The following is a 17,678-nucleotide window of genomic DNA, read 5'->3' on the forward strand; positions in this document are numbered from 1 at the left end:
CATGAAAAAAATGTTAATTATGTGTGGAGCAGGTCATGCAACTTCAACAATTGTTCACGCTAAAGTCAATGATTGGCTCAAAGAAAATGGTTATGATAATGAAGTAGAGATTAAACAATCTGCTGTTAGCCAAGAGGTTGAAAATATCAAAAATGGTTTTTATGATGTAGTAATTTCTACAACAATTGTTCCAGACGATATTAAGGACAAGGTAATTAATGGAGTAGCACTTTTAACTGGTATAGGAACAGACCAAGTTTGGAATGAAGTGCAAGCGGCTATTGAATCATGAGCTTTTATTTTGATGAAATAGAATTAGAAACGGTTCAAGGTCGTCCATCTTATCATATGATCACGGATGAGATTAAAAAGATAGTTACAAAAAGCAATATTCAAAATGGAATTTGTTTAATTCAAACAACACATACCACTTGTTCAATTTACTTTGACGAATACATGCATGATAAAAACTATTACGAAGATGACTTTTTACAGGTTGATCTTAATAATGTTTTTGAAAAAATAATTCCTCGCCAAACTTCCGAGAACTATCCTTATCTCAGCCCAGGTCCTGAACATATTTCCTACGGTATGGCAAAAAACGATCCAAACTATCCTGCTATTAAGTGGACAATGCTGAATACAGACGGACATTTAAGGTCAGACATGCTTGGTTCAAGCATTTCATTGGGAATTCGCAAACGAAACTTGCTCTTGGGATCTGTTGGTCAAATATTCTTTGTTGATTTCGATCAAACAAGGAAACGCAAAAGAAAAATAGAAGTCGTTATAGTAGGAGAAACAAATGAATAATTATTCTCAGCTTTTTCAAGCTGAAGGTGAGGAAGTTAAAAAGTTAGGTAAAAGCGTCGATTTTAAGCAGTTAGATAGTTTGATAAAATTATTGAGTGAATGTATGAATAATATCTTTATAACAGGTTGTGGTACATCTGCAATGGCCGCGCGAAAAGCTGTTCATACCTTTAATGTAATTGGCATTAGTGCGTTTTATCTTAATCCTTCTGATGCTGTTCATGGGGGACTTGGGCAAGTTAAACAAAATGATATTGTTATTTTCATCTCAAAAGGTGGCTCTACTAAAGAATTGACTAGTTTTGTTAGCAATTGCAGTGATAAAGATGCCCAAATTGTCGTCGTAACAGAAAACTTGGAATCAGTTTTAGCAAAAAAAGCTAATTTAGCGGTTAAAGTCAAAGTTGATAAAGAGCTAGATGAATTTGATATGCTTGCAACTACAAGTACTATGGCCGTAATATCCTTGTTTGATGTTGTTGCAACAGTTCTTATGAAAGAAGAAAAATTCTCCAAAAAAGAGTTCTTATTAAATCATCCTTCTGGCAAAGTCGGGCAAAGATTAGCATTGGACGTTAACAGTGATTAAGGAGTATGCCAAAATATGTGCAGAGCTGAATTCAGTTAATAGCAGCTTGAATGACAAGAAAGCAGAAAAGATTTTAGAACTGATCTTTAATGCTAGAAAAATTTTTCTCTCAGGAGAAGGCAGAAGCGGACTAATGATTAAAGCACTTGCAAATAGACTTACGCAAGTTGGTCTGCAAGTACATGTAGCAACCGAAGTTACTGCACCAGCAATTAGTAAAAATGATATTTTGATATTTAATTCTGCAAGTGGTAATTCAGTTTTTTTAAATTCGCAAGCAAAAAGCGCAGTAGACTTGGGTGCAAAAGTTATTACTTTTACTGCTAATATGGAGTCCGAACTTAGCCAAAAAAGTGATGTAGTTACTCTTATTGACGCTCAATCAAAAGATGAAAATCGAGGGTCGATTCAGCCAATGGGAAGCTTATACGAACAAGCCACCTTGTTGCTTTTTGATAGTCTGATATTAAAAGCAATTAAAGATGGAAAAGTAACTAACAAACAACTACGATCTGCACACTCTAATTTAGAGTAAGGAGACAAAACCATGAGTGATAACAGAGATTTACTTGATTTTTTACGACAAAATAACGAATCTTGGGTCACTGCTAAAACTCTTGCGATGAAGTTGGCTATGTCGGAGCGAACAGTAAAAAGTAAAATAGCACAATTGCGTGCGAATAATGTTGAAATTGAAAGTGGATCCAAGGGATATAAGATAAAAATCAACATAGATACTCAGGGAACAAAAGAGTATTTACCCGATACAGCTAGTCAACGAAGTTCTTGGCTAATAAGAAAATTAATTAAAGCACCAGAAGCGGTTAATGTTTATGACTTATCCGGTCAACTATATATTAATGACGTAGAGTTGCGAAAAGAATTAAAAAAATTAGAACATGAGTTTGTTAATTTTGACCTAGAGCTAAAACATGAAGGAGATTTCTATCAAGTAGTAGGAAAAGAGGAAAACAAACGCAAAATTCTGTCGTCTATCATTTATCATGAATTAAATGGGACACTTTTAAGTGAGAAAGCCATTCAAAAATATTTTCCTGAGGTGGAAGTAAAAACGGTTAGTCAGATTCTACGTCAGAGTTTAAATAAATCTAATATAAAAATTGATTCTTTTAATTTTAGTAATATTCTGTTGCATCTAATAATAATGATTGATCGTTTCGATAAAACAGAAGACCAACCCACTGAAAAAAATATTGATAATAAATTGGTCAATCGAATTCTAGTTGGACTAAGCCAAAAAACTGACTATTTTTTATCAAGTTATGATATCAAACAACTAACAAAAATGTTTAATCTTATCCTGGATGATCATAAAGTTGAGATTCCAGCTGATTCACAAATTAATAAATTATTTAAGCGAATAGTTCTTTTTGTTCGAAAAACCTATGATTTAAACTTGGACGAAGAGCTTTTTAAAAAAAGGTTTTTGCCGCATTTGCTTAGACTTATTGATCGTTTTAAAAACAACAATATCATACATAATCCTCTTGCAAAAAACATTAAAAATTCTTCTCCTACAATTTATGAATGTGCAACCTTGATTGCTTATGAAATAAAAAATGTTCTTGGTATTTCAGTTAGTGAGGAAGAAATTGCATTTATTGCTCTTCATGTTGGTAATATAGTTACTGAACAAATAAGAAACGAGAATAAAGTAATTAGTCAATTGTTTATGCCTGATTATAATGATAATTCTAAAGATACCATTGATTCTCTAGAACAAAAATTTGGTAATGAAATGGTAATTTTAAATGCTACTTCCGATGAAGGAGATATTTTAGAAGAAACCCAACTTGTAATTGTTGTGAATTCAAAGCAAATAATTAAAAAACATAATTTTGTTCAAGTTTCTAGCTTTCTTTTGCCAAATGATATTACTAAAATTCAAAAAGCAATTAAGCAGATTGAGGCTATGAATTTATCACATGAATTAAAAAAAGGATTGAATAGGTTTACGTCAAAAAATAGTTTTATTAAAGAAAGCTATAATCGAACGGCCAAAGAAGTTATCCATCATATTTCTGAGCACTTTTTAAAAGAAAAGATTGTCGGAATTGACTTTGAAAATAAAGTCTTGGAAAGAGAAAAACTTTCCAGCACGGCATTTGGTTCGGTTGCAATTCCACATACTATTGATTATGATGCTAAAAAGAGCCAGTGGTTTATCTACATTAACCCTAAAGGAATTAAGTGGGGTAATCAGCTAGTATATTTGATTATTGCTCTAGCCTCAAGTCAAAAAGATGAAAAAAAGTTTAGGCAAGTATTTGACGAACTTTCTGAAGTCATTATTGATGATAACAAAGTTTCTAAATTAACAGCATGCAATACTTATCAGGAGTTCGTAGACGAGATAATAAAAATTGAATAAACATAAAAACTCATTGATATTAATATTGTCAATGAGTTTTATTTAATTAATAAATGGTTAAGTTAATGGCTATAATGCAATTCAACTTGAATCTTAGTTGCCTGTGTTAAAAAACGAAAATTTCGAAATTCCTGATAAGTATATTATTGGTGTTTGGCTTCCCAATAGTCTTTTCTATAAAAAGTGCTATATATTTACATCATTAATTTTATTCCCGATGAATATATTTATAGTTATATACAAATTGATCACTTCGTGCTACGCAAAGTGTATACTCAACTGGTTCCTGTTTTTTGTTATAAGAGGTTCTTTTTACTTTAAGGCAGGGTGAGCTTTCATCAATTTGTAGTATCTTTGCGTCTCCGCGTGAAATAAGACTAGCTCTAATTTCCTCACTAACTATATGCACGCTTTGGTTAAAATCGTTTTTCATAATTTTATACAATGAGTTTTTTTCTAGATCGCCTAAAGTCAACGCTGAAAATTTTGAAAAAGGTAAATATGTTCTTTCGACCATCGTTGGAATAGAGTCAGCTTTACGTATACACTTAAGCTTAATTATTTTATCTCCTTTATTTAAGTCGAGTTTTGAGGCTAAGAACTCGTCGGGGTTAAAAACTTTAAATTCCAATAAATCTGTTTCGGGTTTTTTTCCTAGCAGTTTCATTTGCTGTGTGAAACTATAAACTTCATTTAAAGCAGTTGGAACAGATTTTCTTGACACAAAGGTACCTTTACCGTGAATTTTATATATATATCCCATTTTTTCGAGTTCATCAAGAGCTTGACGCACGGTATGTCGACTTATATTTAAACGTTCCGCTATTTCTCTTTCACTAAGAAGTTTTTGTCCTTTTTCCATATTTTTTTTAATATATGACTTCAAAAAACTTACAAGTTTTAGGTAAATTGGTTCTTTCGAGTTTTTGTTCATTTCAAATTCCATTTAAGGTACATACCATCATAATAAATAATATTTTCAAAAATATTATACCAGATAAATCAGGTATGACTACTCAAATAACTTGACAGTGTAATCGCTTTCTATTATTATTGATTTGATTAGTGGTATGGACCATATGAAAATGGGAGGTAAGAATATGAGTGAACCGAATATTTTATTAACTAGAATTGATAATAGACTTGTTCATGGTCAAGTTGGTGTTATCTGGACTAGCTCGATTGGCGCAAATTTACTTTTAGTAGCAAATGATGATGTTTCTGAAGATCCGTTACAGCAAAAATTAATGAAAAGCACCTCTGAAACATCTGGAGCACAAATAAGATTTTTTTCAATTCAAAAAACGATTGATATTATTGGAAAAGCTGCTCCACGTCAAAAGATTTTTATAATTGTTAAAACACCAGCTGACGCTGTCAGGCTAGTTGAAGGTGGAGTGCCAATAAAGGAAATTGATGTCGGAAACATGCACTTTTCCTCTGGAAAAGAAAAAGTTACTGATAAGGTATATGTAGATCAAAAAGATAAAGATGATTTAATGAGACTTGTTCATTTTGGAATCAATATTTATATCCAAGACGTACCTGGTGATAAAAAAACAAACGTTAACTTTTAATTAAGTAGAAACTGGAGGAAAAAATGCAAATTACTTTGTGGCAAGGAATTTTGCTTAGTATTTTTGGCGCAATTGCAGGTGTGGACTCTTATACTGAAGCTCTGTATATTTTTAGGCCAATAGTTAGTTGTGCAGTAACTGGGCTAATACTTGGAGATCCATTGACTGGTTTGCTTGCAGGTGGTGTAGCTGAACTGACTTTTGCCGGTCTAACTAATGCTGGTGGTACGCAGCCACCAAACCCCGCTGTATGTGGGATTATGACCGTAGTTATTGCTCATACAACTAGTGTTGCACCTGCTACGGCAGTTGGGCTTTCATTACCATTTGCAATGCTGATGCAATATATTATTTTAATGTTTTATTCGCTGTTTTCAGGCTTCATGCCCGCAATGGACAATGCTGCAGAAAATGCAGATGTTAAAAAGTTTAATAATTTTATTGGCTTCTCGGCTATCGTTATAGCAGCAACGTTCTTTATAGTTATTTTTTTATCGTCATATGCAGCTCAAGGACCTATGGCAACTCTTGTTAAATCAATGCCAAAATGGTTGATTCATGGATTTGAATTGGCAGGTGGTGCGCTTCCGGCAGTTGGATTTGCAATGTTATTAAAGGTATTGCTACGTGTTAACTATGTACCATATTTGTTATTAGGTTTTGTAATTGCGAGTTTCATAAACTATTCCAATGTATTACCTGCAGCGGTAATTGGTGTGGTCTTTGCAATGATTGATTTTTTCAATACGAGACAGAATCAGAAGCTAAAAGATCAAATAGATGAAATTAAAGAAAACGGAGGTAGCGAAGATGGAATCTAACAAAAAATATACAAAGTTAAATAGAAGCGATATTACCAAGCTTGGTTTAAGATCGTCATTGTTCCAACTAGGATTTAACTATGAGAGAATGCAGGCTCCGGGCTGGACCTGGGTTCAAATTCCAATATGGAAAAAGATCTTTGGAGATGATAAAGAGGCAATGTCTGAAGCAATGGTTGATAACATGAACTTTATCAATACAAGCCCACCATTGGTACCTATTTTACTTGGCCTTTTAACTAGTATGGAAGAAAAACGAGTAGATAGAAATACAATTAGCGGTCTTAAGAATGCACTTTTTGCCCCACTGGCAGGTATTGGTGATGCGATTTACTGGTTTACAGTTATGCCTATTGTTGGTGGAATCTGTGCTTCTTTTGCGTCGAAGGGCAATCCACTTGGTCCAATAATTTTCTTTTTAGTTTACTTAGCAATCTTTTTATGTCGAATACCATTTGCTCATTTAGGTTATGACATGGGAACAAAGGCAATCGATGTTATTCAAGAAAATTCAAAAATCATTTCCAAGTCAGCTTCAATTATGGGCCTTACTGTAATTGGTGCTTTAATAAGCTCTTATGTTACTTTATCTTTAAAGGTAAAAATCGGAAGTGTTTCTTTACAAAAAGACTTTCTGGACAAAGTTTTTCCAAATCTTTTGCCACTAGGATTTACATTCTTCTTATATTGGCTTCTCAAAAGGAAAGAAGTTTCACCTATTGTCTTGATTGTTGTTGTATTTGCTTTATGTATTGCATGTTCATTTTTAGGAATAATGTAAATAAGGAGAATTATATTTGAGTAAAGCTAGAATAATTGTAATTGGTCACGGCAAGTTTGCGTCGGGAATACGAAGCTCTCTTGAACTTTTTATAGGTGAACAAAATGAATCCAACTTTATTGATTTTACTAGAGGAATGAGTGAAGTTGATTTAAGAAACAGGATTATTGAACAAATTGACCATGACGAAGATACAGTTTTGTTTACGGACATATTGGGCGGCACCCCGTATAAAAAATCAGCAGAGATTGCGTTCAATAATGACAATGTTGGCGTGATATCTGGATGTAATTTAAGTTCATTACTGGAAACTACATATAAAGACTATGAAAATAAGGAAGAGCTTATGAATGATCTGGTCAAGATAACTAAAAGTACAGCACAAATTTTTCAAAAAGATAATATAAGTGAAAATGAAGAAGATGTAAATGGTTTTTCAGATGGGATATAAAAAAGCACTATGAAGAGCATGGAATATTATATTAGCTCAGAAGCTAAAAATTATCGGAGTGTATACTTAAATTACGTTGAATTGTTGAAGCAAATTATTCAAAAGTACGTAGAAAACGAAGCAAAATACAAATCAATTGTGTTATTTGCAACAGGATCTAGCTCAAATGCGGCATTTGGTGCCGTTCCGTTCATGACTGAAAGACTTGGAATTCCGGTATATGTCGAAGAGCCATCAATAGCAGCAAATTATCACAGCAACTTTAGAGAGGACATTCTCTATATTGCTATCTCCCAAGGGGGGCATAGCGCCTCAACTATTAAAATAGTTAACGAGCTTAGGCATAAGAAAATTGATATTTTTGTCTTAACTAGTGATCTTAGTAGTCCAATTGCTGAGACCGGAGCAACTATTATTCCAATGGGAATGGAAGTTGAAGAGATGCCATATGTGACATTAGGGTATAGTATTACTGTTCTTTTGTTGATTTTATTTGCAAGCGAGGCTGCATATCGAATCAAAAAAACTTCTTCAGCAATATACGAAAAGGATAAAAAAGAAATTGAACTAGTTATTGAAAATATGCCAAAAATTGTTGAAATATCAGAGGAATGGACTGACAAGTATTTAATCCAAAGCTGTGACATGAAGAGGGTATATTTTATTGGTTATGGTGCAGCTTATGGAGTTGCTCGTGAAGGAGAAACTAAAGTTACTGAAACAGTTCATATTACAGCGCAAGGAAAAGAATTGGAAGAATATATGCATGGTCCATACTTAGGATTGCATAATTCAGATCGTTTTGTCTTTATTGAACCGCAAGGCAGGCTAGAAGATAGAGCTAAAAAATTGCAAAACTTCTTAAAGTTACATTCGAACCATGTTTCTGTAATTGGCAAAAATCAGTTTTATAATTCAGAAGTAGATATTTTAAACTTAAATACTAATGTGAGTGAACTGCTAGTAGCATTGTTTATGACTATTCCGGTTCATTTGCTTGCATATAAACTATCCAAATCCAAGAACATTGATTTGGAGATCTTACCTTATCCAGAATTCGATGAGATAACAAAATCAAAAATTTAACTAATAAATTAAGGCCTGGACTTGAATATCATTTGAGTAAGGCCTTTTGTGTAATTAAATTTTGCATTATTTAGTTTTCAATATATAGCCATGTATATTAATTTTGTGAATATGTGGTATCTTTTAGACAAGGAGAATTATAATACTATGAAAAACCAAGATGATAAAATATTACAGCTAATAAATCAACAAACAAAAAAGTTCTTGGAAGACTATGATGTTGGCAAAGCGCCAACGACTAACTTTATTACAAAAGAAACTGGTTTTGACCGTTCGGTAGTGAGTAAAAGACTTAATCAGCTTTTTAAAGAAAAGGAATTGATTAAGATTAATACTAGGCCCGTAATTTATTTAAGGTCAGATGAAAAAGGGCGCTCTAATAATGCTTATGCTAGTGTTGATGATTTTAAAAATTCAAGTCAATCTGATATATGGAGAGAAATAATAGGTTGGAATGGTAGTTTAGGAGATGTAATTGAACAACTAAAAGCATCTTTGATATATCCCCCTTCAGGATTGCCAGCGATTATTTTTGGCGAGTCGGGAACCGGTAAAACTTTTCTGATAAAAAAATTATTTGAGTTCGCAAAAGCACAAAATATTTTAGAACCTGATGCTCAACTAGTTGTTATTAACTGTGCCCAGTATGCTAATAATCCGGAATTACTCTCGAGTGTGCTTTTTGGATATGTAAAGGGCGCTTTTACTGGTGCTGATTCTGACAAAGAAGGTGCCATTCAAGCAACAAACAACGGAATTTTGTTTTTAGACGAAGTTCACCGCTTAAGTGCGGAAGGTCAGGAGAAACTATTTACTTTTTTGGACACTGGGGAGTTTTCTCCTGTAGGAAATGATGCTAGAAAAATCACAAGCAAAACTAGGCTGTTTTTTGCTACGACTAAAGAAGAAAAAGATTTTTTAAATACTTTTTTACGTCGAATTCCAATCAAGATTAAACTACCTTCATTAGACCAACGCGGAGCATATGAAAAAAGAATATTAACTTATACAATGTTTCTTAAACAAGCAGAAAGAACAAAATGTGAGATTGAAATTTCAAAACAATGTATCAGTTTAATTTGTCACTATCACTTTAAATCAAATGTTGGTGAATTAAAAAATCTTATTCAGAATATTGTAGCTAAAAAATACGCTTTTAAATCTAGTGAACACAAAATTGAAATAAAAATTGGTGACTTACCTAATAACATTTTAGAAAAGATGCGTGCAAATAACTTTTCAATAATTCCGGATAAAACCAAAATGACCTTTTCTCCAAAAGATGTATACAAGAATCTGATTTATTCAGATAGTAGTGAGCTTGTTTCAAAAATGACATTTTCTTGGAAAAGTTTATTAAAATTACAAGCTGATAAGGCAAAGCAAAAAAATATGTATTATCAAATTGTTCAAAAACAAACGCATGAAATTTTGTATTCAGCTTATAATACAGAGCGCTCTTTGATTGCTGATTACAGCGATGTTATTACGAGTATTTTTAGCGTTGCACAGATTGACTCGTTAAACCTTCAAAATGCTTCAGTTTATGATTTAGCAACTTATATTTATTATTTAATGCGAAATGACACTGTGGCAGACTATACTGTTGACAAGAATCTTGAACTAATTAGTCAGTTATTTGAACAGGAATTACAGATAGTTGACAAACTAGTGCCATTGATAGAGATGCATTTTGAAGTAAGCATAAAAAAGTGTGATCGCTTGTGGCTAGCAGTTTTAATTTCAAATGATAATCTAAACGTTTTGCCACGAATACCAGCAATTATAGTTGCACACGGTTATGCTACGGCTAGTAGTATGACTGACACTTGCAATCATTTTCTACAAAATTCGATTTTTACTCCTGTGGACTTGAAACCGGATGTATCAAGGTCTGAAATGATTACTTATCTAAGAGACTTAATAAAAAGAATTAATCCGCGTGAAGGATTAGTAATTCTGATGGATATGGGTGCTTTGGACTCAATTATTGAGCCTATTCAAAATGAATGCTCGTGTGATTTATTAGTAATTAACAATGTTAGCATGTCGGTTATGCTCGAAATTGGTAATCAATTACTATTAGAAAAAGATTTACAAACTATTCAGGACCATTTGCCAAAAGATATTATCGAAAGCAAGCTGTGTATTCCACAACTGTCGTCCCCAGCTACCATTATCACGACTTGTATGACAGGGATGGGTAGTGCGCAAAGAATTAAGAATATTTTGAGTCAGAGTTTTCGTGATTTGGTTAATGTTCAAGTAGAGGCCTTCGATTTTAAGGAGTTGGTTAACTACCATGATTCGGATATGTTGACAAGTAAAAATGTAATAGCAATCGTTGGAATTGATAATCCGGATGTTGAGGGGATTCCATATTTTGGACTCGAAGAAATAATGACAGGTGAAAAAATCAAATTTTTAAAAGAGATTTTAAAACCTTTTTCTTCAAAAGTAAATTTGGATTCATGGGAAAAGCAATTGATTAAGAACTTTTCGCTAGACCGAATTCTGGATTCTTTAACAGTTATTTCACCAAATAAAGTAATCAATGTCATTGGCAAATATATTCAAGAAATACAGATTGATCTCAGTAAAAAGCTAACTAATCGTGTTCAAATATCGCTATATGTTCATATTGCAAATATGATTGAGCGAATCATTCGAGGAAACGAAATTAAAGAATATAATGGCAACAATAAAGAAATTATTAGAGATCATTGTTTTAGTGTTTTAAAAAAATACAATAGTGTGCTAGAAAATAGTTTTTCAATTAAAATTACCGATCCGGAAACTGCTTATATAAGGGATCTAATCATGCATAGTTGATCTTACACAGTAGCATGGCATGTTTTTTGCTAAAAGGTAGTTGAACATAAGTTAAAAGGCAAAATATAAAGGAGGACTTTATGTGAAGAATATAATTTTAGCTACTCATGGCAATTTGAGTTATGAGTTCAAAAAAACTGCTGAGTTAATTGTTGGTGAAATTTCAAATGTTAATTGTTTTGGCATGACTAAAGAAAAGTCTAATGCTCAAGGTAAGAAAGAACTAGAAGAATTAATAAGTACTTCCGATGAATCTAATTTGATTATATTAACTGATTTGTTTGGTGGCAGTGCAACTAATATTTGCATGGAGTTGTTGCTGCAAGGACATCATTTTTCATTAATTTCTGGTTTGAACTTACCAATGCTTTTAACGTTACTCACTTCTGATTCAGATAGTATCGGTGTAGCTGAACTTATAGCTCAATTGAAAGATGCTGGAATAGCTGGAGTTGTTGATGTAGGTGAAAAAGTGAAGGAAGGAATTAGTAATGCTTAAATTAGTTAGAGTTGATGAGCGACTATTACACGGTCAAGTTGCGATTGGCTGGACATCAAGTTCAGATGCTAACACTATTTTGGTTGCAAACGATGAAGCGCAACAAGATAAAGTGAAAGCAATGGCCTTAGATTTGGCTAAGCCAACTGGAGTTCAGCTCTATATACGAAGTGTTGAGGAATCCGGACCAATTGTTGAAAAATTCGCTGCTGCTAAAAAGGCCAAAGTGCTTGTTTTAGTCAGAAACATTCAAGATGCGTTAAAGCTAATTATGAACTCTAATGGTTCGATTAAAGAATTAAATGTTGGTGGACTGAAATACGAGGATGGCAAAAAGAAGTTAAATGATTATGTTGCAGTAACTGATCAGGATATTGCTGACCTGAAAACAATTCAGGAATTAGGCGTTGAGCTAGACTTTAGAATGTTACCTCGAGATAAAAAGGCAAGTCTTAATGACTTACTTAAGGAGGGATAATTAATGGTTCAAGCTTTATTAGTTGGCTTAGTAGCTGGAATAGGTATTTTAGATGAGCGTGTACTTGGTGCAACTTTGTTTGGAAGACCTATTGTATTAAGCGTTTTTGTTGGTTTAGTTTTAGGCGATATTAGACAAGGAATTATTATTGGTGCGCAACTAGAACTTATTTGGATGGGAATTGCCGGCATTGGTGTATCAACTCCTCCAGATTATGTTACTGGCGGTGTTATAGGCACAGCACTTGCAATTATTTCGCATAAGGGAATCGGCGTTGCTCTGACGATTGCTGTACCAGTTGCAGTTTTAGCAGCTAACTTGGGTACTTTGGTAAGAGTTATTAATTTATGGTTTGCGCATAGAGCAGACAAGTATGCAGAAACTGCAAACTTTAGAGGAATCAACCTAATGCTGCTTACTACAACATTCTTGTTCTTCTTAAGTGCATTTATTCCAACATTTTTAGCAATGCTTTTGGGAGCGTCAAGGATAAACTTAATCATTAATGCGATTCCAAAGGTTATTTTAGAAGGGCTGACTGTAGCAGGTAATTTGCTTCCAGCAGTTGGATTTGCGCTGTTACTTGATATGCTGTTCTCAAAGAAAATGTTTGTTTTCTTCTTTTTAGGATTTCTATTATGTTCATACTTAAAACTGAATGTAACTGGCATTGCAGTCATTGCAGTATGTCTTGCAATTATTATTGTTTTGTTTGGCGGTAATAGTGGTAAATCGAGTGGACAAGAAAAAACTAAAGAAGACGCTAATAAAAATAATTTAACTGAGGGGGAAATTGATTTTGAATGAGAAAAAAGTAACTAAAAAAGACCTGCGATCAGTATTTTGGCGTGGTTTTGCCTTACAAGGTGGGTTCAACTATGAGAAAATGCAAAATCTTGGATATGCTTATGCAATGGAACCTGTTATTAAAAGGCTGTACTCAAATACAAAAGATCGCTCTGATGCATTAAAACGACACTTAGCATTGTTTAACTGTACTCCGGCAATGACTCCAATGATTATGGGAATTTCTTCTGCTATGGAAGAGCAATATTCTAATAATCCTGATTCACTGGACCCGGACTCAATTAATTCAGTTAAAGCGGCGTTAATGGCACCACTATCGGGCATTGGAGATTCACTTTTATTTGGTACCTTCCGTGTTATTGCAGCAGGTATAGGAGCATCATTTGCTAAACAAGGCAGTATTTTAGGCCCTATTTTGTTCTTAGTTTTATACAACCTTCCAGCAACCTTAATCAGAGTTTTTGGTTTAACTTATGGTTATAAATGGGGAGTAGAATCCCTAGACGAAGTGCAGAAAAACGGCGTGATGGATCAGATAATGCAAGTCGTGGGAATTATTGGAATGATGGTTGTTGGTGGTATGGTTGCTACCATGTTGCCAGTTACTACCCCACTTAAATTTTCTATGACAGGTGCTACGGTTAAATTGCAAACAATTTTTGACCAAATTATGCCTAACTTATTGCCATTGTTGGTAACCTTACTTGTTTTTTGGCTAATCAGAAAGAAAGTTAGTGTTTCAAAACTAACTATCGGAGTTTTAGTTTTAGGAATTGCCTTACATGCAATTGGAATTCTATAAGATTTAATTTGGAGGAAAAAATGAACTTAATTCAAGAATATATTTCAAGTACACCAGATCAATTAAAGAAGATTGTTGCAGGAAGTAAAGATTTGTTTGCAAGTGTTGCAAAAAGAAATATTAAAAAAGTGATTATTACCGGTTCAGGTACTAGTTATCATTCTGGCCTACAGATGCAATCACTTATGCGCAAACGCTCAGGTATTGAAGTATTAGCTTTTTACCCGTTTATGTTAACACCTGACTTCTTTGTTGGAAATAATTCTAGTACTTTGGTCATTGGAATTTCTCAGGGAGGTAGTAGTTTTAGTACATTCGATGCGATGAAGACGGCTAAAGAAGCCGGCTGTATTATTGGAACAATGGCTGGTGAAAAAGATGCATACATTGATCAAATAGCAGACGAAGTAATGACTGTTAACATTGGTGAAGAAAAAGCTGGTGCAAAAACTAAAGGATACTATTCGACTAAGTTGAATTTGCTATTAATGGCAGATTATATTGGTCTTGCTAATGGAACAATTAACCAGAATCAATTTGATCAAGATATCAATAATTTGAACGTAACTCTTGAGCAATTCCCACATGCATATGAACGCGCACTTAGTTGGGTAGAAGAGCACAAAGAAAAGCTTGCTAAGATGGACAATCTAAGAGTTGTTGGCCCAGGCATGTTATACGGTGATGTACTCGAAGGCTCACTAAAGGTACTAGAAACATGTAGAATGCCTATAACAGGATACGATTTTGATGAGTTTATTCACGGAATTTATAATGCTATGAACGACAAGGCATCAGTACTTATTTTTGATAATGGCACTGAGCCTCGCTGTGAAAAAATGATAGAAGTTCTTGGTGATTGGACAAACAACCTTTACTTAATTGACACTTCAGATGCTAATAGTGGAAACCATTTTGGCTATGATGTCAATGTTCCACAAGACTTTGAAACTTTTATTTTCCCACTCATTCTTCAAGTAATGGCATCAATCGTTCCAACAGTTTTAGGCTTTGACCCTAACTCACCAAAGGATCCAAATTTTCACATGAAATTGGGCAGTAAGAAATTTAATCACTAAAAAATCTTCGTACTAATCATATATAAAAGCAGGAAATCTCATAGGTTTCTGGCTTTTTTGCGAACAATCAATTTAATCGGAGACAGAAGTTACTGCACTTTGATCTAAATGCAATTGAGAAGGCTGGCTATGATTGCTCAACTGTAGTCATTGTTACTAATACAAATGACTATGCTGAAGTTAAGCTCTTAACGACCGGTGAGGTTAAACAAGGCGAAAGTGTTTTGCAGACTAAAATATAAAAATTAACATTAAAAAAGGCATAATCCTCATTTTTCTATTTGGAATTATGCCTTTTTAATTGTGTAAATTATTTTCTTTTCGCTTTTTTTAGTTTGTCATGCAATTACATTGAGTCGGAGATGACAAATTAAATTAGTAAGATAAATGGCACTACACGAAGTGCTTAAAAAAAGACTTCAAAGTCAGCTTTTATGTCTTATATGAAAATAGGAAAACTGTGGCAAAAGGAAAAACTTTGTTTATATGCTGCTCTCTTATAAATTATATGAGATTATACAAACGACATCTAGGTCATTAAATTATCGTTCAGTAATTATATTGTGAACAAAAATTTAGAAAAGCTTTTTATACAAAAGCCGTATAGTTTATGTACTATTTATTACTTTTAGTTTTCTTTTCCCAACAAATTCACTCAAATTGTTGGTTGTTTGGTTTTGACAGTTATCTATAATAAAGAAAATCAAAACGAAAGAAGAGGAAAGTATGACTAATAAAAAGGCCAATTTAATTTTTGGTACATTACTCACTGGTGCAATTGTTACCTCATTATTGCAGACATCTTTGACTACGGCTTTACCACAAATCATGTATGAACTGTCGTTATCCGCGTCAACGGCGCAATGGCTAACCAGTGCTTTTAGCTTAGCAATGGCAATTATGGTACCTACAACTGCTTACTTAATCAAACGGTTTACCACTAGGCAGATTTTCTTATCAGCAATGGCTTTGTTTACCTTTGGCTCGTTAATCAGCTGGTGGGGGAAATCATTTAGTGTTTTACTTGTTGGCAGAGTTTTTCAAGCGTTGGGCAGCGGAATTATCTTGCCATTAACGCAAGTTGTAATTATGACGCTCTACCCCACTGAAAAGCAAGGAACAGTAATGGGAATTTTAGGGCTAGCCTCTGGTGTGGCTCCCGTTATTGCACCAACATTTACCGGAATGGTTATTGATTCATGGGGTTGGCGCAGTATTTTTCTGATTACTGGCCTAATTTCCATAATAATAATCATTTTAGCTTCTCTAACCGTTAAAAATGTTACGCCAACTGCAAAAATTCCGCTGGATTATCTTTCTCTAATGCTATGTAGCGGTGGCTTAATCGGTCTGTTGATTGGCTTAAGCAGTTTGGATAGCAATATATCAGCAAGCATAATTACATTGCTAATTGGAATCACTTTAATTGCTCTCTTTACCAAAAGACAATTACAAATGGCAGAACCATTTTTGAATTTGCGCATTTTAAAAAGGAACAATTTTCGAATAGCAGTCGTCAATAGTATGCTCTTATATGCCGTAATGATGGGCAGCTCAACCATTTACCCGATTTTAATTCAAACGGTGATGAAAAAATCTGCGGTAGTTTCCGCACTGATCATGCTTCCGGGTTCATTGGCAATGGCGCTTATTAATCCGGTGACCGGAAGATTCTATGATCGCTTTGGAATTAGTAAACTGGCACTTGCTGGTGGCCTTTTAATGGTATTAAGTTGCTGGGGAGTAACAATGATTGACTCAGCACAAGAGGTTATTGTACTTGGAGTGCTATACCTCTTACGACTGTTAGGTGTTGGGTTTTTAATGATGCCAATTGTTACCTGGGGAATGCAGAATCTGCCTACTGATGAAGTAGCCCACGGAACAGCACTTTTGACAGCTTTGCGAACTTTAAGCGGCGCTTTAGGCACAACGGTTTTTATGGAAATAATGACTAACGGTACGCATTTAACAAATCCACATTCCACGGCAAGCTATACAGGTATTCAGTATTCTTTTAAGGCAATGACTGCACTTGCGCTGGTTCAGGTAATCATTAGCCTGTTGCAATTTAGAAAGCGATAAACAAAAAATAGTTTTTATGTCATAATGATCTCATGAGAAATAAACGTAACCGGGCAGTTTCACGGAAAAAAATTCAGGACGCGGTAATCGAACTTTTGAAAGACCATGAATTGCATGATTTGAAGGTCACAACAATTTGTCAAAAAGCACAAGTTAACCGCTCTTCCTTTTATGATAATTACATTGATATTTATGATTTAACGGATAAATTACGCCAATATCTAGTAGACGAATATATTACTATGCAGGCTGACATTAAGCCACCATCCTTTGCCAAACTTTTGCAGCATGTCAAAGATCATCAAGACTTGTATCGCTTGTTTTTCAAACTGAATTTACAAAAAGGATTAGCAGAAAAATTTGCTGCTAATCAACAACAGCAAAATCACTATCACCAGGTCTTTTTTCGCAGTGGCATTGTTGCAGTGATTGGCGAATGGCTTAGCGATAATTGTGAAGAACCTGTGGAAAAAATAGTGTGTGTAATTGAGGCGCACCTTAATTGCATGAATGCTATTAATGGCGAAAATGAAATTAAAGAACATAAAAAAACAATCTGAACTTTTTCAGATTGTTTTTTGTTTAC

General features: G+C 33.9%; 19 protein-coding genes. 18 read left to right on the forward strand and 1 reads right to left on the reverse strand.

Annotated elements, in window-relative coordinates; all coding sequences use genetic code 11:
• The first annotated feature begins 1 nt into the window (after window position 1).
• Genes AC2JF9_RS06310 through AC2JF9_RS06330 form a run of 5 tightly spaced genes read left to right on the forward strand, consistent with a single transcriptional unit; the run spans window position 2 to window position 3,794 of the window.
• Window positions 2-292, forward strand: a complete 291-nt coding sequence (locus AC2JF9_RS06310; protein WP_500726083.1) for a PTS sugar transporter subunit IIB — start codon at window positions 2-4, stop codon at window positions 290-292.
• Complete coding sequence (locus AC2JF9_RS06315; RefSeq protein ID WP_500726085.1) at window positions 289-813, forward strand: YjbQ family protein; 525 nt, start codon at window positions 289-291, stop codon at window positions 811-813. Before AC2JF9_RS06310 ends, AC2JF9_RS06315 begins: the two co-directional genes overlap by 4 nt.
• Window positions 806-1,402 carry an SIS domain-containing protein gene (locus tag AC2JF9_RS06320; protein WP_500726087.1) on the forward strand — a complete coding sequence of 199 codons (597 nt, stop codon included), beginning with the start codon at window positions 806-808 and terminating at the stop codon, window positions 1,400-1,402. Before AC2JF9_RS06315 ends, AC2JF9_RS06320 begins: the two co-directional genes overlap by 8 nt.
• Window positions 1,395-1,937 carry a 6-phospho-3-hexuloisomerase gene (hxlB, locus tag AC2JF9_RS06325; protein WP_500726089.1) on the forward strand — a complete coding sequence of 181 codons (543 nt, stop codon included), beginning with the start codon at window positions 1,395-1,397 and terminating at the stop codon, window positions 1,935-1,937. The genes AC2JF9_RS06320 and hxlB overlap by 8 nt, the downstream gene beginning before the upstream one ends.
• Before the next feature lie 12 nt (window positions 1,938-1,949).
• Entirely contained in the window at window positions 1,950-3,794 is a 1,845-nt protein-coding gene (locus tag AC2JF9_RS06330; protein WP_500726092.1) for a BglG family transcription antiterminator, read from the forward strand.
• Between the two features lie 208 nt (window positions 3,795-4,002).
• Here the strand turns inward: AC2JF9_RS06330 and AC2JF9_RS06335 are convergent, their stop codons facing one another.
• Window positions 4,003-4,740 (reverse strand): GntR family transcriptional regulator, encoded by a 738-nt coding sequence (locus AC2JF9_RS06335; protein ID WP_500726094.1) that lies wholly within the window; start codon window positions 4,738-4,740, stop codon window positions 4,003-4,005.
• A 154-nt stretch (window positions 4,741-4,894) separates the two neighbouring features.
• On the opposite strand from AC2JF9_RS06335, the gene agaB reads away from it, so the two are divergent.
• The 13 genes from agaB (at window position 4,895) to AC2JF9_RS06400 (ending at window position 17,652) form a co-directional block, all read left to right on the forward strand.
• Window positions 4,895-5,371 (forward strand): PTS galactosamine transporter subunit IIB, encoded by a 477-nt coding sequence (gene agaB, locus AC2JF9_RS06340; RefSeq protein ID WP_500726096.1) that lies wholly within the window; start codon window positions 4,895-4,897, stop codon window positions 5,369-5,371.
• Between the two features lie 23 nt (window positions 5,372-5,394).
• Entirely contained in the window at window positions 5,395-6,192 is a 798-nt protein-coding gene (gene agaC, locus AC2JF9_RS06345) for a PTS galactosamine transporter subunit IIC (protein ID WP_500726098.1), read from the forward strand.
• Window positions 6,182-6,973: a PTS galactosamine transporter subunit IID gene (gene agaD, locus AC2JF9_RS06350; protein WP_500726099.1), complete on the forward strand. Its 792-nt coding sequence runs from the start codon at window positions 6,182-6,184 to the stop codon at window positions 6,971-6,973. Before agaC ends, agaD begins: the two co-directional genes overlap by 11 nt.
• Before the next feature lie 16 nt (window positions 6,974-6,989).
• Complete coding sequence (locus AC2JF9_RS06355) at window positions 6,990-7,424, forward strand: PTS sugar transporter subunit IIA (protein WP_500726102.1); 435 nt, start codon at window positions 6,990-6,992, stop codon at window positions 7,422-7,424.
• 18 nt (window positions 7,425-7,442) lie between these two features.
• Window positions 7,443-8,510, forward strand: a complete 1,068-nt coding sequence (locus tag AC2JF9_RS06360) for an SIS domain-containing protein (RefSeq protein ID WP_500726104.1) — start codon at window positions 7,443-7,445, stop codon at window positions 8,508-8,510.
• Window positions 8,511-8,657: 147 nt separating this feature from the next.
• Window positions 8,658-11,342 carry a sigma 54-interacting transcriptional regulator gene (locus tag AC2JF9_RS06365; protein ID WP_500726106.1) on the forward strand — a complete coding sequence of 895 codons (2,685 nt, stop codon included), beginning with the start codon at window positions 8,658-8,660 and terminating at the stop codon, window positions 11,340-11,342.
• A gap of 82 nt (window positions 11,343-11,424) precedes the next feature.
• Window positions 11,425-11,841 carry a PTS sugar transporter subunit IIA gene (locus tag AC2JF9_RS06370; protein WP_500726108.1) on the forward strand — a complete coding sequence of 139 codons (417 nt, stop codon included), beginning with the start codon at window positions 11,425-11,427 and terminating at the stop codon, window positions 11,839-11,841.
• Complete coding sequence (locus tag AC2JF9_RS06375) at window positions 11,834-12,319, forward strand: PTS sugar transporter subunit IIB (protein ID WP_500726110.1); 486 nt, start codon at window positions 11,834-11,836, stop codon at window positions 12,317-12,319. The genes AC2JF9_RS06370 and AC2JF9_RS06375 overlap by 8 nt, the downstream gene beginning before the upstream one ends.
• A 3-nt stretch (window positions 12,320-12,322) precedes the next feature.
• Window positions 12,323-13,126 carry a PTS mannose/fructose/sorbose/N-acetylgalactosamine transporter subunit IIC gene (locus AC2JF9_RS06380; RefSeq protein ID WP_500726112.1) on the forward strand — a complete coding sequence of 268 codons (804 nt, stop codon included), beginning with the start codon at window positions 12,323-12,325 and terminating at the stop codon, window positions 13,124-13,126.
• Window positions 13,119-13,928 carry a PTS system mannose/fructose/sorbose family transporter subunit IID gene (locus AC2JF9_RS06385; RefSeq protein ID WP_500726115.1) on the forward strand — a complete coding sequence of 270 codons (810 nt, stop codon included), beginning with the start codon at window positions 13,119-13,121 and terminating at the stop codon, window positions 13,926-13,928. The genes AC2JF9_RS06380 and AC2JF9_RS06385 overlap by 8 nt, the downstream gene beginning before the upstream one ends.
• A 20-nt stretch (window positions 13,929-13,948) precedes the next feature.
• Window positions 13,949-15,007, forward strand: a complete 1,059-nt coding sequence (locus tag AC2JF9_RS06390) for an SIS domain-containing protein (RefSeq protein WP_500726117.1) — start codon at window positions 13,949-13,951, stop codon at window positions 15,005-15,007.
• A 726-nt stretch (window positions 15,008-15,733) separates the two neighbouring features.
• Window positions 15,734-17,092 carry a DHA2 family efflux MFS transporter permease subunit gene (locus AC2JF9_RS06395; protein ID WP_500726119.1) on the forward strand — a complete coding sequence of 453 codons (1,359 nt, stop codon included), beginning with the start codon at window positions 15,734-15,736 and terminating at the stop codon, window positions 17,090-17,092.
• 95 nt (window positions 17,093-17,187) lie between these two features.
• Window positions 17,188-17,652 (forward strand): TetR-like C-terminal domain-containing protein, encoded by a 465-nt coding sequence (locus AC2JF9_RS06400; RefSeq protein ID WP_500726121.1) that lies wholly within the window; start codon window positions 17,188-17,190, stop codon window positions 17,650-17,652.
• Window positions 17,653-17,678: the final 26 nt, after the last annotated feature.

This window comes from Lactobacillus sp. C449L (assembly GCF_059900815.1).